At 68.9% G+C, this 19,358-nt stretch carries 20 protein-coding genes; 7 read left to right on the top strand and 13 right to left on the bottom strand.

The features are described 5' to 3' along the window. Positions 1 to 33: 33 nt before the first annotated feature. Both AC1RAA_RS18355 and AC1RAA_RS18360 read right to left on the bottom strand, forming a co-directional pair. Entirely contained in the window at positions 34 to 2,157 is a 2,124-nt protein-coding gene (locus AC1RAA_RS18355) for an acetate--CoA ligase family protein (protein ID WP_492730822.1), read from the bottom strand. 23 nt (positions 2,158 to 2,180) lie between these two features. Continuing rightward, positions 2,181 to 3,173: a tripartite tricarboxylate transporter substrate binding protein gene (locus AC1RAA_RS18360; RefSeq protein ID WP_492730820.1), complete on the bottom strand. Its 993-nt coding sequence runs from the start codon at positions 3,171 to 3,173 to the stop codon at positions 2,181 to 2,183. A 201-nt stretch (positions 3,174 to 3,374) separates the two neighbouring features. Between AC1RAA_RS18360 and AC1RAA_RS18365 the strand changes: the two genes are divergently transcribed. The 4 genes from AC1RAA_RS18365 (at position 3,375) to AC1RAA_RS18380 (ending at position 7,207) form a co-directional block, all read left to right on the top strand. After that, positions 3,375 to 4,928 (top strand): acyl-CoA synthetase, encoded by a 1,554-nt coding sequence (locus tag AC1RAA_RS18365; RefSeq protein WP_492730818.1) that lies wholly within the window; start codon positions 3,375 to 3,377, stop codon positions 4,926 to 4,928. A gap of 77 nt (positions 4,929 to 5,005) precedes the next feature. After that, positions 5,006 to 5,371 carry a hypothetical protein gene (locus AC1RAA_RS18370; protein ID WP_095746821.1) on the top strand — a complete coding sequence of 122 codons (366 nt, stop codon included), beginning with the start codon at positions 5,006 to 5,008 and terminating at the stop codon, positions 5,369 to 5,371. Positions 5,372 to 5,399: 28 nt separating this feature from the next. Then, positions 5,400 to 6,218 carry a helix-turn-helix transcriptional regulator gene (locus AC1RAA_RS18375; protein ID WP_492730816.1) on the top strand — a complete coding sequence of 273 codons (819 nt, stop codon included), beginning with the start codon at positions 5,400 to 5,402 and terminating at the stop codon, positions 6,216 to 6,218. 35 nt (positions 6,219 to 6,253) lie between these two features. Then, positions 6,254 to 7,207 carry a DMT family transporter gene (locus AC1RAA_RS18380; protein ID WP_492730814.1) on the top strand — a complete coding sequence of 318 codons (954 nt, stop codon included), beginning with the start codon at positions 6,254 to 6,256 and terminating at the stop codon, positions 7,205 to 7,207. A gap of 22 nt (positions 7,208 to 7,229) precedes the next feature. Here the strand turns inward: AC1RAA_RS18380 and AC1RAA_RS18385 are convergent, their stop codons facing one another. Next, positions 7,230 to 7,457 carry a hypothetical protein gene (locus tag AC1RAA_RS18385; RefSeq protein WP_159279364.1) on the bottom strand — a complete coding sequence of 76 codons (228 nt, stop codon included), beginning with the start codon at positions 7,455 to 7,457 and terminating at the stop codon, positions 7,230 to 7,232. Between the two features lie 380 nt (positions 7,458 to 7,837). On the opposite strand from AC1RAA_RS18385, the gene AC1RAA_RS18390 reads away from it, so the two are divergent. Continuing rightward, on the top strand, positions 7,838 to 8,158 hold the full coding sequence (locus AC1RAA_RS18390; protein ID WP_492730811.1) for a hypothetical protein: 321 nt from the start codon (positions 7,838 to 7,840) through the stop codon (positions 8,156 to 8,158). Between the two features lie 323 nt (positions 8,159 to 8,481). On the opposite strand, the gene AC1RAA_RS18395 is transcribed toward AC1RAA_RS18390, so the two are convergent. The 3 genes from AC1RAA_RS18395 to AC1RAA_RS18405 all read right to left on the bottom strand — a co-directional run bounded on the left by AC1RAA_RS18395 (position 8,482) and on the right by AC1RAA_RS18405 (position 11,295). Then, on the bottom strand, positions 8,482 to 9,096 hold the full coding sequence (locus AC1RAA_RS18395) for a hypothetical protein (RefSeq protein ID WP_492730810.1): 615 nt from the start codon (positions 9,094 to 9,096) through the stop codon (positions 8,482 to 8,484). A gap of 148 nt (positions 9,097 to 9,244) precedes the next feature. Continuing rightward, positions 9,245 to 10,288: a hypothetical protein gene (locus AC1RAA_RS18400; RefSeq protein WP_492730808.1), complete on the bottom strand. Its 1,044-nt coding sequence runs from the start codon at positions 10,286 to 10,288 to the stop codon at positions 9,245 to 9,247. Then, positions 10,285 to 11,295 (bottom strand): hypothetical protein, encoded by a 1,011-nt coding sequence (locus tag AC1RAA_RS18405; protein ID WP_492730806.1) that lies wholly within the window; start codon positions 11,293 to 11,295, stop codon positions 10,285 to 10,287. Before AC1RAA_RS18405 ends, AC1RAA_RS18400 begins: the two co-directional genes overlap by 4 nt. A gap of 305 nt (positions 11,296 to 11,600) precedes the next feature. Between AC1RAA_RS18405 and AC1RAA_RS18410 the strand changes: the two genes are divergently transcribed. Next, positions 11,601 to 12,050: a helix-turn-helix domain-containing protein gene (locus AC1RAA_RS18410; RefSeq protein WP_070062806.1), complete on the top strand. Its 450-nt coding sequence runs from the start codon at positions 11,601 to 11,603 to the stop codon at positions 12,048 to 12,050. Positions 12,051 to 12,071: 21 nt separating this feature from the next. After that, on the top strand, positions 12,072 to 12,464 hold the full coding sequence (locus tag AC1RAA_RS18415; RefSeq protein ID WP_307696445.1) for a VOC family protein: 393 nt from the start codon (positions 12,072 to 12,074) through the stop codon (positions 12,462 to 12,464). Positions 12,465 to 12,501: 37 nt separating this feature from the next. On the opposite strand, the gene AC1RAA_RS18420 is transcribed toward AC1RAA_RS18415, so the two are convergent. From AC1RAA_RS18420 to AC1RAA_RS18450, 7 genes are all read right to left on the bottom strand, one after another. After that, positions 12,502 to 13,533 carry a phosphotransferase gene (locus tag AC1RAA_RS18420; protein WP_492730804.1) on the bottom strand — a complete coding sequence of 344 codons (1,032 nt, stop codon included), beginning with the start codon at positions 13,531 to 13,533 and terminating at the stop codon, positions 12,502 to 12,504. After that, positions 13,530 to 14,339: an enoyl-CoA hydratase-related protein gene (locus AC1RAA_RS18425; RefSeq protein ID WP_487850220.1), complete on the bottom strand. Its 810-nt coding sequence runs from the start codon at positions 14,337 to 14,339 to the stop codon at positions 13,530 to 13,532. Before AC1RAA_RS18425 ends, AC1RAA_RS18420 begins: the two co-directional genes overlap by 4 nt. Positions 14,340 to 14,376: 37 nt before the next feature. After that, positions 14,377 to 15,594 carry an ABC transporter substrate-binding protein gene (locus AC1RAA_RS18430; RefSeq protein WP_492730801.1) on the bottom strand — a complete coding sequence of 406 codons (1,218 nt, stop codon included), beginning with the start codon at positions 15,592 to 15,594 and terminating at the stop codon, positions 14,377 to 14,379. A 70-nt stretch (positions 15,595 to 15,664) separates the two neighbouring features. Beyond that, positions 15,665 to 16,948, bottom strand: coding sequence for an acyl-CoA dehydrogenase family protein (locus AC1RAA_RS18435; protein ID WP_492730798.1), 1,284 nt, complete (start codon positions 16,946 to 16,948; stop codon positions 15,665 to 15,667). A 3-nt stretch (positions 16,949 to 16,951) separates the two neighbouring features. Further along, a complete protein-coding gene (locus tag AC1RAA_RS18440) occupies positions 16,952 to 17,326 on the bottom strand; it encodes a DUF6285 domain-containing protein (protein WP_492730795.1) in 375 nt (124 codons plus the stop codon). After that, positions 17,326 to 18,342 (bottom strand): phosphotransferase family protein, encoded by a 1,017-nt coding sequence (locus AC1RAA_RS18445; RefSeq protein WP_492730792.1) that lies wholly within the window; start codon positions 18,340 to 18,342, stop codon positions 17,326 to 17,328. The genes AC1RAA_RS18440 and AC1RAA_RS18445 overlap by 1 nt, the downstream gene beginning before the upstream one ends. Next, the gene (locus AC1RAA_RS18450) at positions 18,332 to 19,327 is read right to left on the bottom strand and encodes a branched-chain amino acid ABC transporter permease (RefSeq protein WP_492730790.1); all 996 of its coding nucleotides are present in this window, start codon (positions 19,325 to 19,327) and stop codon (positions 18,332 to 18,334) included. The genes AC1RAA_RS18445 and AC1RAA_RS18450 overlap by 11 nt, the downstream gene beginning before the upstream one ends. Positions 19,328 to 19,358 lie beyond the last annotated feature (31 nt).

Genomic DNA, 19,358 nt, shown 5'->3' on the forward strand with positions numbered 1-19,358 from the left:
TCTCCTGTTGGTTTTCTTGACGATGAAAGTCGTTCAGCCCGCCGCGCCCCACACGGCCAGCGCATCGAGCGCCTCGACCGTGCGACCGTCCACCCGCAGCGGGTTGACTTCGAGCGAGACCAGTTCGGGGCCGAGCGCGAGCGCCGCGTTGCCGATGGCGGCCACGGCTTCGGCGATGGCGTCGCGGTCGGCCGCGGGTGCGCCGCGCCAGCCGTCGAGCAGGCGCGCACCGCGCAGCTCGGCCAGCATGTCCTTCACCTCGGCGGGCGTCACGGGCAGCAGGCGCAGGCTGGTGTCGCGCAACGCCTCGACCCAGATGCCGCCGAGCCCCACGGCCAGCGCCGGGCCCCACTGCGGATCGCGCACGGTGCCGACGAAGAGCTCGAGCCCACCTTGGCGCATCGGCGCGACGAGGATGCCGTCGATCTCGGCTTCGGGCCGCGCCGCGCGCACGCGCGCATCCATCGCCTGCCAGGCGGCGCGCACCGCGTCGGCGCCCTGCAGGTTGAGGGCCACGCCGCCGACCTCGGTCTTGTGCGCGATCTGCGCCGAGGCGATCTTCAGCACGACCGGGCCGCCGAGTTCGTCGGCGAAGCGCGCGGCCTCGTCGGCGCTGCGCGACAGCCGCACGGGCACCACGGGCACGCCGCGCTGCGAGAGCCACTCGAGCGTCTCGCGCTCCGAACGCAAAGGCTGCGCGGGCGGCGTGGCCGGCACCGCGGCAGCGACACCTTGCGCGCCTTGACGCCGGCGCAGCGTTTCGGACCACCGGCGCACCGCACCCGCCGCGCTCATCGCGTGGTGGATGCCGCAGGCGATGTGGCGGATGCCGGTCTCGGCGATGAGCTCGCGCGACCGCTCGCTCACCTGCATCACGTAGTGGCTGCAGACGATGGCGGGCACCGGGCTGGCGGCCAGGCCGCGCGCCACCTGCGCCAGCACGGCGCGGTTCAGCGGCGTGTCGTTGGCCGGCGCGTTGGGCACGTCGGCCACCACGATGGCGGCGCCCAGCGCGGGGTCGCGCACCAGCGCTTCGAGCGCGTTGCCGAACAGCTCGGGCTGCAGCATGGCGGCGCCGGTCACGTCCAGCGGGTTCTGCGGCGTGCCGTAGCCCGGCAGCACCTCGCGCAACGCGGCCTCGGTGGCGGGCGCGAGCGGCGTGAGCGCCAGGCCTTCTTCCTCGGCGCGCTCGGCAAAGATCTCGCACATGCCGCCCGACATCGACACCGCCGCCAGCCCGCCGGCCGCGAAGGGCCCGGTCATGCTGGCGAAGGCGGCGGTGAACACCAGGTCTTCAATGGAACGCACGCGCATCAGGCCCAGGCGCTGGCACATGGCGTCGAACACGCGGTCGTCGCCCACCAGCGAGCCGGTGTGGGCCTGCGCGGCCTGCGCCGTGATCTCGCTGCTGCCCATCTTCAGCACCACGATGGGCTTGGCCACGGCCAGCGCGCGCTCGGCCGCGGCGGCAAAGCGCTGCGGGTCGCGCACGGTCTCGGCGAACACGGCGATGGAACGCGTGTGCTCGTCGTCCACCAGGTAGTCGATGACCTCGGCGATGTCGATGTCCGACTCGTTGCCGGTCGACACCATGCGGCTCAGGCCGATGCCATGCACCTGCGCCATGAACGACAGCTGCCCCGCCAGCGCGCCGCTTTGCGACACGATGCCCAGCGTGCCCGCCGGCAACGGCTCGCGCAGCGAGGCGGTCCACACGGCCGAGCGGTCGACGAAGTTGACGAAGCCCAGGCAGTTGGGCCCGAGGATGCGCAGGCCGCGCGAGCGTGCCTTGGCCGTGAGCTGGCGCTGGCGCTCGCGGCCTTCCTCGCCGGCTTCGGCAAAACCCGAGCTCAGCAACACCGCGTTGCCGATGCCCGCGCGCTGCAGGTCGGCCAGCGCGTCGTCGAGCGCGTCGGCCGGCACCATGAGCAGCGCCGTGTCGACCGGCTCGCCGATGGCCTCGGCCGAGGTGGCCGCCGCCATGCCATGAAAGCTGCCGCCGCGCCGGTTGACCGGGTAGAGCTGGCCCGCGTAGCCCAGCGTGCGCAGGCTGGCGAGCGCCGCGTTGGACCACACCGAGCGCTCGGTGGCGCCGACGAAGGCGATGGCCTTCGGGTGGAGGAAACAGTGAAGAGAAGAAGAGGAAGAAGAAGTCATGGCAGCAGGAAGAAAGGTCGGGTTCAGTCGTCGAGCTTGATGCGCAGGTCGCTCACGAAGCGCTTCTCGTCGGCATAGGTCTTGTGCGCCCAGGCCGTGTAGGCGGGGCTGTCCATGTAGAACCTGACGTAGTCGTTGAGGTCGAGCGTGCGCAGGAACTCGGGGTCGTCCACGGCCTTGCGGAAGGCCTCCTGCAGCGCCTGCACCACCTTCGGGTCCATGCCGCGCGGGCCGGCGATGCCCCACGAGCCGTTGGCCACCACGTCGTAGCCGAGCTCCTTCACGGTCGGCACGTTCAGCCGCGTGGGCGAGCGCGCCTCGTTGAAGGTGGCCAGCAAGCGCACGCGCCCGCCCGCCACGGCGGCGCCGAAGCCGGCCTCGGAGACCGCGTCCACATGGCCGCCCATGAGCGCGTTGTACAGCTCGGCCGCGCCCTTGAAGGGAATGAAGTTGAACTTCACGCCGGCCAGCGCCGCCAGCCGCTCCATCGACACGTGCGAGGTGCCGCCGCGCCCGGTGGTGCCGTACGACACCTCGCCCGGTTTGGCCTTGGCCGCGGCCAGCAGCGCGTTCAGGTCTTTCCACGGCGCGTCCTGGCGCACCGTGATGCCCAGCGTGGCGGCCGTCACGTTGGCCACGTAGGTGAAGTCGGTGGCCGGGTCGTAGCTCACCTTCTGCAGGTGCGGCAACCGGTACAGCGAACTCAGCATGAGCGACAGCGTGTAGCCGTCGGGCGCGGCCTTGCGCGCCATGGTGGTCGGCGCCAGCGTGGCGGCCACGCCGGGCTGGTTGAGGATCACGATCTGCTGCTTCAGCTCGCGCGAGGCCGCCAGGGCCAGCGCGCGAGCCTGCACGTCGGTGGCGCCGCCCGCGGGGTACGGCACCAGCAGCGTGATCGGCTGCTTGCCGAACAGGCCCTGGGCGCGTGCCAGGAAGGGCAGCGCGGTGCCCGCGACGGCGAGCGCGGCGCCGTGGATCAGGCGGCGGCGCGCCGGGTCGGTCGGGAAGGAATGCATGGCTTGTCTCCGGTCGGTCGAACAGTCGAATCTGTCGTTCTGCGGCGATGGTCGCGCGCAGCCCTTGGCCGGTCACCGTCGCTTCGGACGACTTTGGCCGCCACGGCGCATTCGATCCCGTCGCTTCCGACGATGCCGGCGCGGCGCGCCCCTTCCATACTCGGCGCACGACAACGAACCGACCGACGGAGACCACAGTCCATGGACCTCACCCAGCCCCTGCACAAGGCCCTGCAGGAACGCCCCGGCGCCACCGCCCTCGTGTGCGGCGAGCGCCGCAGCACCTTCGCCCAGTTCGTCGACCGCGTGGCGCGGCTGGCGGCCGTGCTGCAGTCGCTGGGCCTGCAACCCGGCGACCGCGTGGGCCTGCTGGCGCTGAACTCCGACCGCTACGTGGAGTACCTCTACGCCACCTGGTGGGCGGGCGGCGTGATCAACCCCGTCAACATCCGCTGGAGCGCGCGCGAGGTCGCGTACTCGCTGGACGACTGCGACACGCGAATCCTGCTGTCGGACGCGCACTTCGGCGCCGTGGCGCAGCAGCAGCGCGAACTCTCGCGTTCGCTGAAGACGCTGGTGCACTTCGGCGACGGCCCCGCGCCCGACGGCATGGCCGATGCCGAAGCCCTCATGGTGCGCACGCAGCCCGTGCCCGACGCGCGGCGCGGCGGCGCCGACCTGGCCGCCGTGATGTACACCGGCGGCACCACCGGCCTGCCCAAGGGCGTGATGCTCACGCACGGCAACCTCTACACCGGCCAGCTCTCGGCCAACATGGCCGCCACGCGCCCCGCCGAGGCCGTGGGCCTGAACATGGCGCCCATGTTCCACGTGGGCGGCACCGGCCTCACGCTGCAGCTGATGATGCGGCTGTGCACGCAGGTCATCATTCCGGCCTTCGACGAAGTGAAGGTGCTCGAGGCGATCCAGAACGAGCGCGCCAGCGAGACCTTCATGGTGCCCACCATGCTCAAGCGGCTCATCGAGCACCCGCGCTTCGGCGAATTCGACACCACGCCGCTGCAGCTGGTGCTGTACGGCGCCGCGCCCATCGACGACGCGCTGCTGCTGCAGGCCATCGACAAGCTGCCGCGCGCGGGCTTCTGCCAGCTCTACGGCATGACCGAGCTGTCGCCCGTGGTCACCGTGCTGCCCACGTGGTGCCACCAGCCCGACCAGCCCGCCGCGCGCCGCCGCTCGGCCGGGCGGCCCGTGCCCATCGCCGAAGTGCGCATCGTCGATGCCGAAGGCCGCCCCGTGCCAAACGGTACCGTCGGCGAGATCGCCGCGCGCGGGCCGATGGTGATGGCCGGCTACTGGAACAAGCCCGAGCAGACCGCCGAGGTGCTGCGTGACGGCTGGATGCACACCGGCGACGGCGGCGTGATGGACGCCGACGGTTTCGTCTACGTGGTCGACCGGCTCAAGGACATGATCGTGAGCGGCGGCGAGAACATCTACTCGGCCGAGGTCGAGAACGCCATCACCCAGCTGCCACAGGTCTCGATGTGCGCCGTGGTCGGCGTGCCCGACGACCAGTGGGGCGAGCGCGTGCATGCCGTGGTCGTGCTGCGCGCCGGCGAGGCCCTGAGCGCCGAGGCGCTGGTGGCGCACTGCAAGACGCTGATCGCCGGCTACAAGTGCCCGCGCAGCGTGGAGTTTCGCGCCGAGATTCCGCTGTCGCCGGCGGGGAAGATGCTCAAGTACAAGCTGCGCGAGCCGCACTGGGAGGGGCGCGCGCGCAAGGTGGGGTGACGCGCCGGCGGGTGTGTACGGGTGTGTTTCACCTGCTTGGGGTATGGTGGCGGGCCGCCACCTGCACCCACTGCGACATGCACCGCCGCCTCCTCGCTCTCGCCCTGCCCTGCTTTCTGCTCCTTGGCCTGTCGCCCGCCTTTGCGAACGGCAGCCTGCAGTGCGACGGCCGGCCGTACGCGGTCGAGATCCAGTTCAGCCTCTCGACCGGCCAGCTGACCGAGCTGATCGTGGCGAACACCGCCTCCGGTGCCGACGAGACCGAGCGCTTCAGCCTGCAGCAGCGCTTCGTCGACCATCGCCGCCAGTTCATGCGCGCGCGCGGCACCGGCCTGGACCGTCCGCAGGTGGCCGTGGCGCTGCGCGTGGCCGGCGCGACCGGCACGCTCAGCTACCGCGGCGCGCAGTACGAGCTGCGCTGCAACTGGACCGCGCTGGGCTGACCCACCCTGTCGTGCGTTCACGCTTCGCATGCCGCAAGACCGCACCCTTCTCTATGCCGGACGTGGGTTCGAGGTGGCGCATGTGCGCCTGCACGCGCCGCAGGGGCCGGCGTGGAGCGACCTGTACACCGTGGCCTCGCCGCGCGTCGTCTTCCCCATCGGGCGCACGCGGCTCGACGTGCGCTCGGGCGATCACACCTGGCTGACCGACGCGCTCACCGCCATCCGCTTCGGCGACGCCACCGCCTACCGGCTGCGGCCCGAGACCGCGACCGTGCGGCACAGCCTCGTGGTCAGCGGCCACGCGTCGGTGAGCCCGGCCCACGGTGAAAGCGCGGCGGGCGTGAGCGTCTGCCTACTCACCCCGCAGGCGCTGTACCGCATGCACGCGGCGCGGCGCCAGCTGCCGGACACCGACAGCGCACGGGCCGCGACCCTGGTGGCCGCGCTCGTCGCCGAGCTGGGCAGCGCGCCGCACCAGGCACCCTGGCACGGCGCCGTCGCACGTGCGCGGCAACTGCTGCTGTCCGAAGGCAGCGGCCCGGGCACGCGGCCCCCGCTCTCGCTGGACGAGCTGGCCGAGGCCGTGTCGCGCTCGCCCTTTCACCTGGCGCGGCGCTTTCGCCAGCAGACCGGCCTGAGCCTGCACCAGTACCGCCAGCACCTGCGGCTGGCGGCGGCGATGGAGCGGCTGGCCGACGGCGAGCGCGACCTTGCGGGCCTCGCGCACGACCTGGGCTACTGCAGCCAGAGCCACCTGGGCGCCGTGTTCCGGCGCGGCGTGGGCGTCACGCTCGGCGAGGCCCGCCGCGTGCTCGGGCCGGCCGGCGCAGGCGCACGAATCTGATAGCTTTCGCGCCGGCCGGGCCACAGACTGGCCCGATGACGACATCGCCTCGCACCCTCTGGACCGGCGCGCTCGCCGCGCTGGCCGCAGCCCTCATCGGCAGCGCCTGGCAGCTGCTGTCGCGCCACGGCGTGACCGCCACCGCGCTCGGGCCGATGGACCTCGCCCTGCTGCGTTACGGCATTCCCGCGCTGCTGCTCAGCCCGTTGTGGCTGCGCGGCAGGCTCGTGCCGCCGGGTGCGTCGCGCGGCGCGCTCGTGCTGCTCGTCGTCGGCAGCGGCCTGCCCTTCGGCCTGCTGGTGCTGGCCGGCGCGCAGTGGGCGCCCGCCAGCCACATGGGCATCTTCATGGCCGGCAGCCTGCCGCTCTTCACCGCGCTGGGCGCGTGGGTCTATCGGGGCGAGCGCGTGCACGGCCTGCGCCTGCTCGGGCTGGCCGGCATCGCCGTCGGCATGGCCGTGTTCGCGGCGGGCAGCTTCGGCGAGGGCTTGCGGCAACAGCACTGGCGCGGCGACCTGCTCTTTCTGCTGGCGGCTTTGCTGTGGACCGTCTACTCCCTGGCCTTCGGCCGCTGCGGCATGAGCGCGTGGCAGGGCGCGGCCTTTGTCAACGGCGCGTCGACCCTGCTGCTGTTGCCGCTGCTGTGGCTCGCCGGCCCGCCGCGCCTGTTCGCCGCGCCATGGACCGACATCGCGATGCAGGCCGCAGGGCAAGGCGTGGTCGCCGGCCTGCTGGGGCTGGTCGTCTACGGCGTGGCAATCACGCGGCTGGGCGCCGCACGCGCCGCGCTGTCGTCCGCGCTGGTGCCCGTGCTCACCACGCTCGGTGCGGCCTGGTGGATGAACGAACCCGTCACGCGCCCGGCGCTGCTGGCGCTGTCGTTCGTGGTGCCCGGCGTCGTGCTCGCGAGCGGCGCGCTGCGGTGGCCGGTGCCGGCGCCACGCGACAGCGAGCGCAAGACCCCGGAGGAGAATGCGACGACGCCGTGAGGTGGTGTGACGCCTCGGTGCGCTAACGGCGCAGATCGGCTGCTGCGGCGTTCAGTTGGGCGATGAAGTCAGGAAGGGGAATGCGTGAGCCCAGGCTTCCGTCTTTCGCGGGGAACGCAACGCAGAGCTGGTCCCGGCCTTCCTCGCGGTCGAGCAGCAACAAGAACTGACCGTCGAAACTCAGTTCCGCGACGAGGTGCTCGTACGTCGTGTCGCTCAGGATGGTGGTTTCCCATTTCTCGTTGTTCATGTCTGCTCTGCGGAAGAAAGATGACGATGCCGTGCGCTGTGGGTTGAGGCCCGACAGGGCCGGATGATAGGTCTGTAGGTCTGCAAATCCAGCCTCGCACGAGCAGCACTGGCCATGGCTATACTGCGCCGGTCACGTCAACACAGGGCGTGATCGGGCTTGGACTCCCGTTGAAATCACTGCGACGTAAAAGCCGCAGCCGCCCCGCAGGGTCTGCGGCTTTGTCGTTCGTGCTTCCTGTTTAGGCGGCTCGATGGGCGGGCGCGAGCCCGGCCGGTTTCACGCAAGTGGTTTCCCGGTAGTCCAACCCGTCGAGCCGCCGCCCCCGCTTGGACTCGGGCGCGTCGGTTTCAGCAAACCGAAACCCTTGGAGGCCATTCATGGCTGCATCTGCATCTCCCCGCGCGTGCGCGCACGCGTCTTCGCTTTCTCCATCTTCCGAAACCGCCAGTGCCGAATCGCTCGCGCTGCAGGCGTGTGATGACGTCGACAGTCTTCATGCGGTGCAACGGGCCTATGCGTGTATCGAGAAGCTCATCGTTCCGCAGCGTGTGGGGGATACGGAGGAAGTCTTTCCGACACGCACGGAGTTGGGGGCGTTGGTGCGGTTGGTGAATGAGGAACTGCAGCGGCGGATCGATGCCGCCGATGTCACGACGCAGTCGCTGCGTGCGGCCCTTGGTGAAGATGGTGTGCAATGAGCGCGTACCGTCACGACTGCCCCTCCAAGTGGGCATCGATCCATGCGTCAAGCGCGGGACCGCTCCGCACAATTCCACGCTCCGTATGCACGTGCAGGCCTGATTCAAACCTCCACGGTTGGCCCCGGCCTCCGTTCTGCTGCAGCCATGCCGCCACGACGCCAGGGTCGTCCGAGCCGAAAAGGCACTTGTCTATCAACCAGTGCGCCTGAATGACGCGAAACTTCGCGACAGGCTGCCGCGCGAATTTGAAGAACGACAACATCGACAGGCCTTCTACCGTTGGCACGCGTGCTCGGCGCCGAATACGTCACCGCAGCCCTTCACTTTGCACCGATGGGCGGGGCTGCGTAGATGGCGTCGCGTGCCCATTGCATCACCACTTCGAGGTCCTCGGGAACCGGTCGGTCGTCAGGCCGTTCGCGGCAGTCCACATAGGGCGCAAGGGTGTGAACATTCATTGTGATTCTCCGGCCGATGTAGACCCTCACGCGAGGTTGATGCACGCGGAGTTCCATCTTCGATGGACCGATGGGTCGCAGGGACAAGACAAAGTTCGAGGATATCGCCGCCGGCTTGCCGTTCACCGTGTACGCGCTTGTTTGCCAGTGCGCCAATGTGGCCACGTCCGTATTCGTATGCGTATACGGCTCCAGCCCGTACTGGCGCTCGCCCGGCTCGAGCGGGCGCTGGATCGGTTCATCGTCAGGCGATGCCCCAACGTTGCCACCACGACGTGTAGCTGCGCGCGCCCTGATCGCGGTTTGATCTTTCAGCGAAAACTGACCGCGCTCCGGGACCAGGACATTCCCGACAGCATAGGGACTGTCGTACCGTCCCTTGGTTGCCGAAGCGCGCAGCCCTCGCTCTGCGTCTGCAACCGAAACCGGCAATTGGGCGACGAGGAATTTCGAACCGTCCGTCGAGTGATATTGCACAGCAAGGCTTCCTCGCATGGGAAGCCCTTCGCACGGGGCCGTTGGCGTGTCGCCTCTTCTTGCGTGGCTTGCGCCCCAGGCACTTCCCGCCATCGCGCAACCGACGAGCAATGCAATGCAGCCGCGCTGGAGGGCGCGAGGGGGCAGGTCAAACCCCATCAGGCTTGCCAGCACGACGCCGCCTCCAAATCACGGCGTCCGCCAAGTAGTGATGGAAGTTCAAGACGAAGTGCGCGATAAGAATGGTCGGAAGCCCCAGCCAAAGAAGACTTTCGCCAACACGATCGGCAGCCACGAACAAGACAGCGCCCACGATTGAACACGTCAGAAAAAATGTCGCCGGCGACTTCAGAACCTCAACCAACGACTTGCGACGCACCGAAGCGCTGTCTGATTCTTCGCTGCCTTGTCCCGCCATGACTTCGGGCCGCCGTTGGCGATACACGAATATCAGGTACTGGATGTTGTGCCAGACGTTGACCACCAACCAGCCCACCGTGATGTCGCTGATCCAGACATAGCCAACCAGCGAAATCACCAGGTGCGAGAGCACGAAGCTGTTGAAGGGCTCATTCGCCGGCTTCTCGCTCCTGGCATGCATCATCAGGCGAGCGAACCAGAACAATGCACCGGCGATGGCTGCGACGCCCACCGCAAAGGCCAACTCCTGCGGAATGGGAGGAAACCAGATGGGGTACCCCAGGAAGCTTTGGGGCGCCTGCGCGCTGCGATGCAGGTACCCCCACGCGGGAAACAAATAGACCAGCAAGTAGGGCAGGTTTCGATAGGGCACCTGAAGCCGGCGGTCATGGCGTCTGGCGATTCCATAGCTCTGGCGAGCAACATGGAACGTCTGAAGCACGAAATACAGGGCGAGCAGCCCGGCTGCTTCATAGGCCAGCGCGATGACCGTCAAAGCCGCCAATATCAAGAGAGGTGCGACAACGATCAGGACCCAACGCAAGCGAAGGCGCGAATAGATCGCGCCGATGCGCGTGTAGGTCGCAACCAGATGCGGGTTCGCCAGCAGCCATACATTGATATAGAGAATGGCCAGCATCATCGGCGCGGACCACAATGCCAGCGCCCCAGCCGACAGCGCCACGAACAGGTTGCCAAAGATGAACCAATGCTCCTGGCGCATCGCGGCGTTGGTGCCGCTCCCAGCCGCAAGCTGCGCGTGGGCGGTCATGTCGCCGCAACCGGCATGGGCGGAGGACGTGGCGACCCGAGGGGCGCTGGTTTGGGCGGCACCGAGAACACGGAGCGAGGCCGCAGATAACGTTCGAGGTCGGTACGCATGCTTTCGTATGCCGCGTTCCGCGCTGCCGTGAATCTCGACTCGAGGCTCGCGCGGCTCACGACGCCAGACAGACCCGCCGGGGGAAGTTGCTGGTGCGGATCGAAGTACTCAATGACCTCGCAGGGGTAGCAATGGCCGTCCGCGTCGTACTGGCTGAGGACCTTCACCTTGTAGACCACCCCGCCCTCCTTGGCCGGATCCACGGGAAAGCTGAAAGCCAGAGTGAGCTCGGGGGCCTTCGGAGGAGCCTCGCCTTCAATGGGCTGGAAGCCAGCGCGCTGGTAAGCGCGAACAATGTTCTCCTTGAGGCTGGGCAAATTGAGGCCAACGAAGGCGTTGCCGAACAAGGTCTTTTCCCCTTCCCATTGCCGCTTGTAGTCGAACCGGAACGCAGGGTCGATATGTTCGCGCCCGGCAGACTCGATCGTCGCGTACGCGTTGTCGATCGCCGGCAAGAGCCGCGCGCTCAGGTCGTACTGAGCCATCCACGGGAGCGCCTTGACCTCTGGCGCGTTTTTTATCTCGAAGAATCTCAAGTAGCATGGATTGCACTTCTTCTTTCCATCGAGCAACTCCTCGGCAGATACGAGAACTGTCGGTACGAACCGCCACTTCGGATCCGCATTGAATTTGAACTCGAAGATCGTCGACTTGTTCTTCTGCTGGCCCACAGCCACAAGAGAGAAGTCCGACTTCTGGAACGCCTTGTTCACCATCGACCTGAATTCCGCCCCGCTGATATTTCGGTAGGCGGCGACCGGAAGAGCGGGCCTTGCACTCTTGTAGCTGAGATCCAGAACGCTTCGATACAGCTCCGGCTGGGCGAAAGCAGTCAGTCCGACCAGCAAGAAGCATCCACCAAGCAAAGCTTTGCGAATGCCGGAAGTAAATGCCATGTGTGCTCCCTGTAACAGCGCCCGTGTGTGCGTGGACTCGCCATTGGCGCCAATTGATTTTTTGACGAATGTCCAATACCGGCCGATAACGCGGCCCCGAATCGTCGCATGGAACCTCTCTGCGAAATAGGCACGGCCTTGGTTAAACGCCTCAGACAAGCATCCATCGGCACGATGGAATTCGGCGTTTAGCGAAAAAGTTCCGAGACCCATTGGGGGCTCAAACACCTGTTGCCCGCAAACGACGGCTTCCGCCTACAGAGCGCCCCCTCCATTTGTGTCCCCAAATTGAGCACAATCCCCCCATGCCAAACATCGCCTCCATCCTCAAAGCCGAAATCTCCCGTGTCGCTCGCAAGGAAGTGCGAGCGGAGATCGAAACCCTCAAGAAGGCCTCCGTCGCGCACCGGGCATCGATTGCCGACTTGCGCCGTCAGGTGAGCGCGCTTGAAAAAGAACTGCGCAAGGTCGCCAAGGGTTCCGCGCGTCAGGCACCGGCCGCCGCCGGTGCTGCGGGCGACGACGCCGATGCAGGCGGCCCGAAGCGCCGCTTCAGTGCCAACCGGCTGGCCGCGCACCGCGCCAAGCTCGGGCTTTCTGCAGCGATCTATGGGCAGCTGGTCGGCGTGTCGGGCCAGACGATCTATCACTGGGAACAAGGCAAGGCGCGCCCGCGCGCGGCGCAGCTGGAGCGACTGGCCACGGTGCGCGAACTCGGGGCGCGCGAGATTGCAGAGCGGCTGGAAGCGCAGTAAGCAAGTCACCCGCCGCACACCATGAAGCTCGGCTACACCATCGTCTACGTTCCCGACGTCGCCCAATCGCTGAAGTTCTTCGAGCAAGCCTTCGGTCTGCCCACGCGCTTCCTGCACGAATCGGGCACTTATGGCGAACTCGAAACTGGCGAGACCACGCTGGCGTTCGCTGCACACGCGCTCGGCGATTCCAACTTTCCGGGCGGCCATGTCGCCGCCTCGGAATCCGCGCAACCGCTGGGCATGGAGCTGGGCCTCGTGACGCCCGACGTGCCCGCCGCGCACAGCCGCGCGCTCGCGGCCGGCGCCACGCAGCTGTCGGCACCGGTGACCAAGCCCTGGGGGCAGGTGGTCTCGTACGTGCGCTGCCCCGACGGCACGCTGGTCGAGCTGTGCTCGCCCATCGGCGGCTGACGGGCGCCCTGCCCTGCACCAGCCGGTTCGCTACCGGCTAATCGATCAACGCCACCGCCCGCCGCGCAAACCCCGCGGCCTGCGCGCCCACCTGCACCGCATCTGCCGCCGCCGCGCTGCCGCTCTTCGCACGCGCCGCGATGCCTTCGAGGATCACGGCGAAGCGGAACAGCGAGAACGCCAGGTGGAAGTTGGTCACCGGCTCGGCGCAGCCGCCGGCCTGCTGGTAGTGGGCGATGTACGCGGCCTGCGTGGGAATGCCTTCGGCCGCGAGGTCGATGCCCTGCATGCCTTCGAACTCGTCGGCGCCGGTGTGCCAGGCCATGCAGTTGTAGGCCACGTCGGCCAGCGGGTGGCCCAGGGTCGACAGCTCCCAGTCGAGCACGGCGATCACGCGCGGCTCGGTGGGGTGGAACATGAGGTTGCCGAAACGGAAATCGCCGTGCGCGATGGTGGTCTGGTCGCCCGGCGGCAGGTTGGCCGGCAGCCAGGCGATGAGGCGGTCGATGTTGGCGTCCTCGCGGGTGCGCGAGGCTTCCCACTGCCGCGTCCAGCGCGCGATCTGGCGCTGGAAGAAGTTGCCGGGGCGGCCGTAGTCGGTGAGGCCGACAGCCGCAAGGTCGACCGCGTGCAGGCGCGCCAGGGTCTCGGCCATGGCGAAGTAGTAGGCGCGGCGCTCGGCGGGCGCGATGCCGGGCAGCGCGTAGTTCGACAGCACGCGACCCTCGAGCTTCTCCATCACGTAGAAGGGCGTGCCCACCACGGCGCGGTCGTCGCAGTACAGCACGGTGCGCGGCACGGGCACGTCGGTGGCGGCCAGTGCGCGCAGCACGCGGTACTCGCGGTCGACCGCGTGGGCCGAGGGCAGCAGCTCGCCGGGCGGCTGCTTGCGCAGCACCAGCGCGCGGTTGTCGAAGTCGACGAAGAAGGTAGGGTTCGACTGCCCGCCGCCGATGCGCGCCAGGCGCATCGGGCCTTCAAGCGCGGGCAGTGCCTGCCGCAGGTGGCGCTGCAGGCGGTCGGCGTCGAACTCGATGCCTGCGGTGGCGGTGTCTGCAGCTGTGCTCATGGCCGGCGGAACACGGGCTCGCGTTTTTCCAGGAAGGCTTTCACGCCTTCGGCGAAGTCGGGCCGGTCGATCAGCTCGCGCTGGCGCTCGGCCTCGTGGCGCATCTGGCCGACGAGCGACTGGCTCGCAGCCGACTCGTACACGGCGCGGATCTCGTGCGCGGCGTGTGCAGGCAGGCGCGCGAGCCGCTGCGCAACGGCCACGGCCTGGGCGCGCAGTTCGGCGTCGTCCACGCAGGCCCACACGAGGCCCCATTGCGCGGCCTGTTCGCCCGACAGGCGCTCGCCGAGCAGCGACATGCCGACGGCACGCGCGCGGCCCACGAGCCGTTCGAGGAACCAGGTGGTGCCCAGGTCGGGCACGATGCCCAGGCGCGGCATGAAGGGCAGGTAGAAGTAGGCCGATCGCGCCACCAGCACGACGTCGGCGGCCAGTGCCACGCCCACGCCGGCGCCCGCGGCGGGGCCGTTGATGGCGCTCACCACGGGGAAGGGCATGCTGCGCAGGTCTTCGATGAGGCGGTTCGACATCGCCTCCATCGCGTCGGCCGTGCGCTGGCCCAGGCTGCCGGGCGCGGTTGCGTCCATGCTGCCCAGGTCGGCGCCCACGCAGAACGATTTGCCGACGCCGGTGAGCACCACGGCGCGCACCTCGCCTTCGTCGCGCAGCTGTGCGAGCCGCTGGCGCAGGGCCTCCTGCAGCGGCTGGGTGAGCGGGTTGAGGCGCTTGGGAATGTTGAAACTGAGGATGGCGACGTCGCCGTCGCGCTCGTACAGAAGGGGGTCCTGGTCGTCAGGCTGGCTCATGGGTGGGCTCCGAAAGGCATGGGTAGGCAAAGGGGGTTCACTTCATGTTCAGCGCGGGCCCGACCGGGTCGAGGTCCACGCCGTTGAAGCGCACGGGCTGCATGGAGGCGTAGGCGTGCAGGTCGGCGGCCGAATTGGCCATGGCCACGCCGGGCAGCAGCATCGAGATGCGCGGGCTCTTGAGGGTGCTGGCGGCCACGCGCACGCTCTCGCGCGTGGGGTTGGCGCCGGCCTCGCGCAGCACGTGGGCCATGAGTTGCGCGACGATGTAGCCCGACACGCCGCTGCCGTTGCTCGGGTCGACGCCGCTGGCGTGGGTCTTGAGCAGCTCGAGGTACTCGAGCACCTCGGGGTCGCGGCTCCAGCGCGGGCTCATGGGCTCCTTGTAGACGGCGAGCGCGACCACGCCCTTGGCCTTGTCGGCGCCCGCGGGCTCGAAGGCCATCTTCACGGAGGCGGCGGCAAAGTTGAGATACCGGTCGGGCGTCCAGCCCACGTCGGCGACCTTGCGGATGGCCTGCGCGGCGGTGCGCGCGGTGGCGGCCATCACGAGCACGTCGGCGCCCGACGACTTGAGCTGCACCACCTGCGAATCGACGGTGGGGTCGGTCACCTCGAAGGTGGCCTGCGCCACGATCTTCGCCTTGCCCTGCTTCGACAGGCCTTCCTGCAGGCCCTTGAGCACTTCGCGCCCGAGGTCGTCGTTCTGCATGAGCACGGCGATCTTGGCGTCGGGGCGGTTGTCGATGATGTGGCGCGCGAACACGCGGCCCTCGCCCTGGTAGCTGCCGAGAAAGGGCACGGTCCACGGGTACTTGGCAGCGTCGTCGAACTGCGAGGCGCCCGACTGCACGAACAGCTGCGGCACCTTCTTGGCGTTCATGTAGCGCTGGATCGCCATGTTGGGCGCGGTGCCCAGGTTGCCGAAGATGGCGAGCACCTGGTCTTCCTCGACGAGGCGGCGCGCCACCTCGACGGTCTTGGGCGGCGAGTACTGGTCGTCGTAGATCAACAGGCGCACCTTGCGCCCGTGGATGCCGCCCTGCTCGTTGAGCTTCTTGAAGTAGGCCTCGGCCACCTTGCCGACCACCGAGTAACCCGACACGGGCCCCGACAGCGGCATGGGCATGCCCAGCACGATCTCGGCGTCGCTCACGCCGGCTTCGGGCTTCTTCTGGGCCAGGGCCGGCAGGCTGGTGCAGAGCGTGGCAAGGCCAGCCACCAGGGCGGTGCGGCGGGAAAGCGGATGAACCATGTCGCGTGTCTCCTTCTGTGTTGCTGAGTGGCCGGGTGGCCTGCGTCGTCAGTCGTCGTCGGAAAGCGGTTCAGGCCGTGGCCCGGTTCGGCCCCATGTAGCCGAAGAGGTGGCCCGCCACCTTGCGCATCTGGATCTCTTCGGAGCCCTCGGTGATGCGGTAGCGGCGGTGGTGGCGGTAGATGTGTTCGAAGGGCTTGTGGCGCGAGTAGCCGATGCCCCCGTGCACCTGCATCGCGCGGTCGGCGGCCTCGCACACGAGGCGGTTGGCCCAGTAGTTGCACATGGAGACCTTGTCGGACAGCTGCTTCTCGACCTGCGGCTTGGGCATCTGGTCCATCTGCCACGCGGTCTTGCGAATGAGCAGGCGCAGCATCTCGACCTGCGTGGCCAGCTCGACCAGCGGAAACTGGATGCCCTGGTTGCGCGCCAGCTCCTCGCCGAAGGGCTTGCGCTCGCGCGCGTACTTGACGCTCTCGCGCACGCAGTAGTCGGCGGCGCCCAGGCTCGACGCGGCCTGGCGGATGCGGTTCTCGTGCACGAAGTGCTGGGCAATGGCCAGGCCGCCGTCGAGCGGGCCGAGCACGGCGTCTTCGGGCACCCACACGTTCGTGAAGCTCACGCGCGGGTGGTCGGTGGGCATGTTGAAGGTCCAGAGGTACTCCTCGATCTTCACGCCCTCGGCCTTCGCGGGCACGAGCAAGGCGCTGATGCCGCGCGCGTCGCCGTCGCGCCCGCTCGTGCGCGCGAACAGCACGCAATGCGTGGCGGTGTGCATGCCGGTGGTCCACATCTTTTCGCCGTCGATGCGAAAGCCGGCGCGGCCGTGGCGTGCCTCGGGCACGGCGCGCGTTGCCATGTGGGTGGCGTCGGAGCCGTGCTGCGGCTCGGTGAGGCCGAAGGTCAGGCGCACGCGCTCGTCGAGCATGCCCTGAATGAGTTCGTCGCACTGCGCGGGCGTGCCGAAGTCGCGAATGGCGAGCACGAAAGGGTTGTTGGCGACGATCGAGTGTTCGTTCTGCAGGTCGTTGTGCAGGCCCAGGCCGCGCGCCGCAAAGTGCTCGCGGATCACGGCCATCCAGAGGTTGCTGCCGTCACGCCCGCCGAATTCGGCGGGCAATGCAAAGCGCAGGTGGCCCGCGCGGTCGGCGCGGTGGCGCGCCTCGGCCAGCAGCGCTTCCCACTCGGGGCGCGGCAGGCCGCCGTTCTCGAAGTCGGTGCGGGCCCATTCGCGGCGGTGGTCGAAGAAGCGCTCGTTGTCGTCCTGCGCCTGCAGCGGCGCGATCTCGCGGTCGATGAAGGTATCGAGCTCGGCGAGGTAGTCGACGAGGTCGCGGGGCAGGTCGAAGTCCATGGCTCAGTCTTTCTTCTTCGTGCCGGCGGCATAGCCGGGCTGGTCGATGGCGAGCTTGTCGCGCGTGGTCTGGCGCAGGTGGTCGATCAGGCCGGAGGTGGCGGCGTCGAGTTCGCCGGTGGCGATGCGGGTGCAGAGCAGGCGGTTGGCTTCGGCCAGGTCGGCGGGTGCGCCGGGGCCCAGCAGTGCGTGCAGTCGCGTCAACTCACTGGCCTGCGCGACGGGGCCGAGCTGCACTTCGCGCCGCACGATGTCGAGCGTGTTCGCGGCCACGCGCGCATGAAAAGCGACCTGCCCTTCGGTCGCCGGCACCACCTGCTCGCGCAGGAAGGCGGCAACGGCCTCGAGCAGTTCGGCGATGTCGGGGCGGTCCTGCATCAGGCGGCCTCTTCCTCGGGGGCGAGCAGCGCCAGCAGGTCCGACTCGGCCTCCGACGCGCGGCGGCCGATGGCGGCCTTCTCGACATCGCGCTCGCGGCCGCTGAGCCACGCATGCACCATGGCTTCGCAGACGATGCCCCACTTGAGCGTGCCCAGCACCTCCCACCAGCGCACGCGCCCGGCATCGACCTGCCCGCCTTCGGCCGTGTAGCCCTCGAACAGTTGCTCGCGCGTGCCGAAGCCGCCCACGGGCAGCGCACCGTGGCCGAAGCGCCAGGAACGCACGCACATCCAGCCGAGGTCTTCCATCGGATCGCCGAAGTGCGCGAGTTCCCAGTCGAGCACGGCGCGCAGGCCCTCCTCGCCGACCATCAGGTTGCCGTTGCGGAAGTCGCCGTGCACGAGCACCGGCGCGGGCACGTCGGCCGGCGCGTGCGCGCGCAGCCAGCGGAACGCGAGTTCGAACACGGGGCGCGCGGTGCCGTGGCTGCGGTGCAGGCCGATCTGGAAGTCGAGCTCCGCGCGTGCGGCGGCCGTGCGCAGTGGTGGCAGCTGGTGCGCGGGCAGGCGGTGGATGCGCGCCATGGCCGCGCCGCACTGGCGCGCCAGCACGCGGCGCGCGCCGGCCAGGCGTTCGTCGCGCACGATGCGCCGGCCCAGGGTCTCGCCCTCGATGCGGTCCATGACGAAGCCTTCGCCGAGCCCGTCGGCCGGCTGCAGCACATGGCGCACGCCGGGCACGGGCACGCCGCCTGCGCGTGCGGCCTCGATGAGTTGTGCTTCGGCTGCGAGACCTGCAGTGCCCAGGGCGCGTGCGCCGCTGGCATCGGCCGCGCGGCGCAGCACCAGCGGCCGGGCCGGGCCCGCGCCGCCTGTCGTCACATCGAAAGCCCAGGTCTGCTGGCTGGCGCCGCCCGAGAGCCGGCGCACGGCCTGCACCATATGGCCGTCGGGCACGAGCCGCCCGGCCAGCCGCTGCAGTGCGTTCGCGATCAGCGTCGCGTCATCGTGCACGGGCGAAGCGTGCCTGGAGCTTGCGCAGCAGCCCGACCACGCCGCCGGGCATCGCGAACATGAAGGCGATCAGCACCACGCCGTACACCGCCCAGGGCGCGGCCTTGGAGACCTTCTCGGCCAGCGAGGGCACGAACATGATGAAGATGGCGCCGAAGATCGCGCCGTACAGCGTGCCCACGCCGCCCACCACGATGCCCACCAGCAGCGAGATCGACAGGAAGAGCGTGAACGAATCGGGCGCCACGAACTGCACCGCAATGGCCGACAGCGCGCCGCCCACGCCGGTGTACGCGGCCGAGACGCCGAAGGTCATCGCCTTGTAATGGCTGTTGTCCACGCCCATCGCCTCCGAGGCCATGGCGTGGTCGCGGATGGCGCGCATGGCCCGGCCGCTGCCGCTTTGCAGCAGGTTGTGGGCAATGAAGAACATCACGACCGCGACGAACAGCGAGAACAGGTAGAGCCACTGGTCTTCGTTCAGCGGCAGGCCGAAGGGCGCGGCAGGCTTCATGAGCACGATGCCCTGCACGCCGCCGGTCCAGGCCTCGAGGTGCTTGTACTTGAGCAGCTGCGGCATCGCCACGCCGAGCGCGAAGGTGGCCAGCGCCAGGTACAGCCCTTCAAGCTTGAGCGCGGGCCGCCCGAACAGGTAGCCGACGATCAGGCACACCACGGCCGCCGCCGGCACCGTGAGCCAGTAGGGCACGCCCGCGTGCTCCATGAGGATGCCGGTGGTGTAGGCCCCAATGGCATAGAAGGCGCCGTGGCCGAGCGAGATCTGCCCGTTGTAGCCCGTGAGAATGTTCAGGCCCAGCAGCGCGATGGCGTACGAGATCACCATGGTCGCCTGGAACAGCTGGTAGCCGCGCGCCACGAAGGTGATGCCGATGGCCAGCACGATCAGCAGGCCGACCCACAGGAGCGGCGAGCGCGAGCGCTTGGCGGTGGCGCGTGCATCGGTCGACCCGGCGAGCGGTGCCATGGCGGTCGGCAGGGAGGAAGCTTGGGGAGAG

The organism is Variovorax sp. GW823-FHT04F07 (genome assembly GCF_058795995.1).